The 6000-nt window shown below is 66.7% G+C and carries 7 protein-coding genes; all 7 read left to right on the forward strand.

Translation table 11 applies throughout. From position 1 onward, the window contains the following. The first annotated feature begins 813 nt into the window (after positions 1-813). The 7 genes from GF068_RS40490 (at position 814) to GF068_RS40520 (ending at position 4995) form a co-directional block, all read left to right on the forward strand. A complete protein-coding gene (locus GF068_RS40490) occupies positions 814-1170 on the forward strand; it encodes a hypothetical protein (protein WP_153824908.1) in 357 nt (118 codons plus the stop codon). Positions 1171-1766: 596 nt separating this feature from the next. Continuing rightward, complete coding sequence (locus GF068_RS40495) at positions 1767-2036, forward strand: hypothetical protein (RefSeq protein ID WP_153824909.1); 270 nt, start codon at positions 1767-1769, stop codon at positions 2034-2036. A gap of 181 nt (positions 2037-2217) precedes the next feature. Then, positions 2218-2382 (forward strand): hypothetical protein, encoded by a 165-nt coding sequence (locus GF068_RS40500; protein WP_153824910.1) that lies wholly within the window; start codon positions 2218-2220, stop codon positions 2380-2382. Positions 2383-2434: 52 nt separating this feature from the next. Further along, the gene (locus tag GF068_RS40505; protein WP_153824911.1) at positions 2435-2893 is read left to right on the forward strand and encodes a hypothetical protein; all 459 of its coding nucleotides are present in this window, start codon (positions 2435-2437) and stop codon (positions 2891-2893) included. A gap of 27 nt (positions 2894-2920) precedes the next feature. Further along, positions 2921-3469 (forward strand): cupin domain-containing protein, encoded by a 549-nt coding sequence (locus GF068_RS40510; protein ID WP_153824912.1) that lies wholly within the window; start codon positions 2921-2923, stop codon positions 3467-3469. A gap of 236 nt (positions 3470-3705) precedes the next feature. Further along, positions 3706-4233 carry a hypothetical protein gene (locus GF068_RS40515; RefSeq protein ID WP_153824913.1) on the forward strand — a complete coding sequence of 176 codons (528 nt, stop codon included), beginning with the start codon at positions 3706-3708 and terminating at the stop codon, positions 4231-4233. 54 nt (positions 4234-4287) lie between these two features. Further along, positions 4288-4995, forward strand: a complete 708-nt coding sequence (locus GF068_RS40520; RefSeq protein ID WP_153824914.1) for a hypothetical protein — start codon at positions 4288-4290, stop codon at positions 4993-4995. The last annotated feature ends 1005 nt before the right edge of the window (positions 4996-6000 follow it).

Consider the following 6000-nt stretch of genomic DNA (forward strand, 5'->3'; position numbering starts at 1 on the left):
TTATCGTAAGTCTCGCTCGGCGCGGTCGTGGTCGACGGCGCAGCCCTCGCACGCCGCGCGGCGCACGCAAGCCCCCGCGCGCGCTTCCGGCTTGTAGCCGTGGGTCTTGGGCCACAAGCCTCTTGTAGCCACAAGCCCACAAGCCCCTCGTGAGCCACGCGGAACGCTTCCCCTTGACGCGCGCCCCCTCGCGCCGCTCGGCGCAGCCCTCGGGGCGCTCGGCGTGGTCGTGCTCGACGGCGCAGCCCTCGTCCCTCCGCCGTGGCGCAAAGACCGTGTTTTGTAGGCAAAATAATTGTCGGGGCTCTCGCGGCGCTTCGTTTCAAGGGGTTTGCTGCCGTTCGCTCGTCCAGAATTAATAAACACCCTAAACTAATTCAATTCCCCGGATCCTTTTGACGGGCCTAATTCCGGGCACTTAGGCCCCGAATTAGCACACAAAATGCTGAACTAATTACAAGCCCCTTGACGGCGCAGCCCTCGCGACGCTCGGCGCGGTCGTGCTCGACGGCGTAGCCCTCGGGGCGCTTGTCAAGGGGGACGTGCGCGGAGGGCGCGCGTTTCTTGTCACGTTGTCTCGGGGGGGCTTGTCTCGCGAGACACACGGACCCGAGACATGCGTGACAACACAACGGGGCAGCCCTTGGGGTGCTCGGCGCGGTCGTGCTCGACGGCGCGGATTTCGGCGCGTAGGGCGCAGCCCTTGACGGCGTAGGGCGCAGCCCTCGGGGCGTAGGGCTGCGTGCTCGACCGTGAGGTCGGCCCCCCCTTCCTCCCTGGACGCTCGTGCGCCCGTCCGGCATGTTCCGCCCCGTGAGCTCTCCCGAGGGACAAGCGCTAGTCGAACGGTGGATCCAGGACTTCGACGTCTACCGCGCACGCATCGAGCAAGTAGATCGGGACGTCTCGCTAGACCTGCTCGCGCGGCTTGCTCGCGTGGGTGTCGCCCCCGCGATCCTCCGGAGTGACATCGACGCGCGGCGCGCCCGCGGGTGGACGATGGCGGAGATCGGTCCCGTGCTCGACGCGCTTGCCATGGCGACACACCGCGCCACGACCAGCCCCGAGGCGAGGGAGCACGCCGCCCTAGCGCGCGCCATGTTCGACGCCATGGCGGAAGGCGAGCCGCGCCCCCTCGTTGCGCTTGCCGCGCTGGTATCGCCGCCCTGACACACAGCCCCACGAACGGCGCAGCCCTCGGGGCGCTCTCGACGCTCGGCGCGGTCGTGCTCGACGGCGCAGCCCTCGGGGCGCTCTCGACGCTCGGCGCGGCCCTCCCCGGCTCCGTTTCTTCGCCGAAGATACGCGGCCCTCGGATCCACGCGAAACCGCGCGAGATGTAGCCAGAAAGCCCGGAACGGCGCGCTGTTCTCCGGTGCGGAGAACGGGGGTACGGCGCCGCCCTCGGGGCGTGCTCGACGCTCGGCGCGGTCGTGCTCGACTGCGCAGCCCTCGCGACGCTCGGCGCGGCCCTCACGGCGATCGGCGCGGTCGTGCTCGACGGCGCGGCCCTGGGAAGCTCGGCGCAGTCGTGCTCGACGGCGCGGCCCTCGCGGCGCTCGGCGCGGTCGTGGGGAAGCTCGGCGCGTCGTGCTCGACGGCGCGGGCCCTTACGGCGATCGGCGCGGCCCTCACGGCGATCGGCGCGGCCCTCACGGCGATCGGCGCGTCGTGCTCGACGGCGCAGCCCTCGCGACGCTCGGCGCGGCCCTCACGATCGGCGCGGTCGTGCTCGACGGCGCGGCCCTCACGGCGATCGGCGCGTCGTGGTCGACGGCGCAGCCCTCGCGACGCTCGGCGCGGCCCTCACGATCGGCGCGGTCGTGCTCGACGGCGCGGCCCGGGGAAAGCTCGGCGCGGTCGTGCTCGACGGCGCGGCCCTTCCGCCGGTCTCGACGCTCGGCGCGGCCCTGGGAAGCTCGGCGCGTCGTGCTCGGCGCGGCGCAGCCCTCGCGACGCTCGGCGCGGCCATTTTACCTATCTTACGTAGCGCGGTAATCCACGTGGATTACCTGCACGCTCTGCCTCATGATTGATCGCGGGCGGGGCGCACGCACAACGACAGGCGCTAGGATTTCGGTCCTGCACGTCGATCCTTCGGTTAAACCGAGCGTTCCGACGTGCTCGACGGCGCAGCCCTCGCGACGCTCGGCGCGGTCGTGCTCGACGGCGCAGCCCTCGCGGCGCTCACTCGACGCTCGGCGCGATCGGGCCCCCGTGAGTTATTACACCCCTTCGGGAGCGGCTTATTACAGTAAGAGCGACCGTCAACAACGCGGCGCGGCGGAGCGCTGGAGGGCTCACCGCGGCGCGCTCATGCTCGACGGCGCAGCCGCCGCGAAGCTCGACGCGGTTGCGCGTTTTCCCTCGATCTATGGCTGACAATGCGTAGAATGGTGATCCGCCCATTCGAGGGCTGGACAAAGGAGAGCTTATGCAATCGCAGGAGCAGCCGTCCGATTTGCTGGGGATCGGGCAGCCCAGCGCGTTCGTGCCGTATACGACGGAGGACGGATGGACCGTGATCCTTCCGGGAGAGGAGGGCGGACGACGCCAAGCGAGCGGCAAGGTCCTTCGCGCCTTCACGAGCGTCGAGATCACGCTTTCGCGAAAGGAAGACCTCGACGCGTGCATTCGCCATCTGGAGGAATCCGATCGGCGCTTCGCCGCGAATCGCGAGAACCCTTGGGATTGGGCCAAGGTCATGATCCGTGATATGCAGGTCCGTTTCGGCGTCGCGTGGTACGATCGCGATTTCTTCGCGGCGAAGCGTGACGCATATTCGGATCCCAGGCATATCGCACTATATGCGAAGTTCGGGGCTACGCTCGACAACTTCAAGATCGAGCATTTTCTCGTGGATGATCGCGGCGAGCTTTCGCCGGCAAACTGATCCTCGACAGGCGCCCCGCCTTGTGCGATGCTTGCCGGCATCGTACCAATGAAACGCCCTAGCTACATCGTCAATCAATCGGAATCGCCGCGCCGCACGGCCAAGATCATTTCAACGGGCGAGCCACTTGCCGCCGTTGCGGATCTGTCCGGGCCCGCGGGGCTTTGCCAGTTGCGAATTCAGCACGAAATCTTGCCTCCGGGACATCGCTCGTCGTCGCCTCACGCGCATACCCACCGGGAGGAGTTCGTCTACGTATTGGAGGGGGAACCCGACGCGTGGATCGATGGGGAACTCTATCCACTGCGCCGGGGAGACACGATCGCGCTATGCGCGGGCACCGGCATCGCCCATTCAATAATCAACAACAGCAAGCGCGAGGTTCATATTCTAGCGATTGCGTCCTCGCCCGAGCAAGACGGATGCTATTTTCCGTTGTCCGGCATCCGTGACAATGTGCCCGATGAAATCGCAATTGCATGGGCGGGGCGATTGCGTGGGGCGCATGACGGCCGGGCGCGCGCCGTTGATCCGGCCGAAGCTGACGTTGATTCGTCGCCGATCGAGCACGAATAACACAGCCCACGGGGCGCACGGCGCAGCCCTCGCGAAGCTCGGCGGGGCCCTCTACGCTCGGCGCGGTCGTGCTCGACGGCGCAGCCCTCGCAAAGCTCGGCGCGACGCACGGCGCACGGCGCAGCCCTCGCGAAGCTCGGCGCGACGCACGGCGCACGGCGCAGCCCTCGGGGCGCTCTCGACGCGCGAGGCGCAGCCCTCGGGGCGCTCTCGACGCGCGAGGCGCAGCCCTCGGGGTGCTCGGCGCGGTCGTGCTCGACGGCGCAGCCCTCGCGAAGCTCGGCGGGGCCCTCTCGACGCTCGGCGCGGTCGTGCTCGACGGCGCAGCCCTCGCGAAGCTCGGCGCGACGCACGGCGCAGCCCTCGGGGCGCTCTCGACGCGCCAGGCGCAGCCCTCGGGGTGCTCGGCGCGGTCGTGCTCGACGGCGCAGCCCTCGCGAAGCTCGGCGCGACGCACGGCGCAGCCCTCGGGGCGCTCTCGACGCGCGAGACGCAGCCCTCGGGGTGCTCGGCGCGGTCGTGCTCGACGGCGCAGCCCTCGCGAAGCTCGGCGCGACGCACGGCGCAGCCCTCGGGGCGCTCTCGACGCGCGAGGCGCAGCCCTCGGGGTGCTCGGCGCGGTCGTGCTCGACGGCGCAGCCCTCGCGAAGCTCGGCGCGACGCACGGCGCAGCCCTCGGGGCGCTCTCGACGCACGGCGCAGCCCTCGCGAAGCTCGGCGCGACGCACGGCGCAGCCCTCGCGAAGCTCGGCGCAAAGGTTTGACCCCGGCGAATCCGGACCTTGACCCCGCGCCGTGGTCGATGTACGGCAAACTCCATGATCATCCGATCATCGCTGGCCATTATCCTCTTGATTGCGACGTGCGAACGTCCGGCACGCGCGGAATCACCTTTGCGTACTCGAAAACCTGAGCCTTTGGCTTCGGGCTCGGATAGCGCCCCCAAAGGCGAGCAGAAGCCACCGGAAAAAATGCGGCACGACGAGCTGCATATTGGGATTGGTCCGCTGGGAACCGCTTTCGGCGCGTTACCATTCCCCGTCAACGTCGGCGGCATGATGCGGATTAACGCAGTATGGGAAGAGGGGTACGCGTTGGGGCTCAACCTGCTAGCGTTCGGGTCCCCCACGTCAAGAGTTCTGTATAATGCACCTGTCTACGGCTACGACGTGACGATTGGTGTTAACGGTTGCATCATTCGTGGCCTTTTTGGCTTTTGCACATCGGCCAATTTCGGACTAATTGAGACATGGGGCGCGGAGCAGCGGATCCCTGGACCATTGACTAACGGCGCGATTGGAACAAAATTACACGGAGTGTTCACGGCCGGCCCCGGTTTAGAGCTGCGGGTTGCCAAGTCTTTGCATATTAGGCCCTTCGCAGAGCTTGGGCTTATGTTGCCCCCGACACGAGTGATCGTCGATGGGCGCGAGGATCAACAATGGCGCCCGTTTCCCATATTTGGCATCTACGGCGTCACCGCGTCCATTGTTATTCCCATGGTTGGGTCGAAGGAGACAAAATAATGAGGCGCCTGTTTCCCCTGGTGGTAGCGTCGCTTTTGGTCGGCGCCTGTTACGATATGACCGACGTCGTTTTCTCCTGTGCCGATCCGGACCCGAACCATAAGGATGAGTACGGGGATCCGGATCCGTGCTATCGCTTTTCTCCACGCCCCGGCACGACCCTACCCCTGCAATGCGATGGGGAATGCGTATCCATGGGCCCGAAGCGATTTCGGCAAAATCCCGTTCTTCTGTGGTACGGTTCCGCCTTCGAGGGAACCGCGCCAGATTGTCCGCCGCAAGCAAAGGGATTTTACGACGAGGGCTTCGCCGAGCTTATCGTGGGCAATGACTGCCCCGTATGTCAATGCGAGCCGGCAGAATGCGAGCTGCCCCCAACCATCGGCGCAGACCTTGCGAATAGTTGCGGCGGCCCGGACGTGATCCCGTTCGATGCTCCGGTTGCTTGGGATGGCGCATGTGCGACGGGCGCAACGATTCCAGCAGGCGCGTTTCAATCCGTGTCGATCCCGCCGCCAACACTGAGCGGCTGTAATGTTGTCGCGACGCCGCCCCCGCCAAAGGCAAACGGGCCTTATTCGTGGGGCATGTTCGGGCGGGCATGCCAGGGGCAAGCCGAGGGAGTTTGCGCGGCATCCAACGAAGTTTGCCAGCCCAAAGCCTCGCCACCGCCGGGATTCCGATACTGCCTTTCGTACGTTGACCCGGTGGATCCCGATAATCTCCCCGAGTGTCCGACGGAATATCCGAGCCGCATTACGCTTTATACCGGAGTCGACGACTCGCATGATTGCACGCCTTGCGAGTGCGGTGCCCCGCTTGGCGGGAAGTGTAGCGCGGTGATTGCTGCCTACTCGGATCCCGCGTGCCAAGCGCCGCTAGAGCGCCGAACAGTTCGAGCCCCACCTGAATTACGCGGCCTTCGCGAAGCCGCTGCGACGTAGGATCGCCTCCAGGTTCAGCACGACGGCGTGGCGCCGCAGGTCGAAGAGGTTCTTGCGTAGG

This window comes from Polyangium spumosum (assembly GCF_009649845.1).
In the GTDB taxonomy this organism is placed as follows: Bacteria; Myxococcota_A; Polyangia; order Polyangiales; family Polyangiaceae; genus Polyangium; species Polyangium spumosum.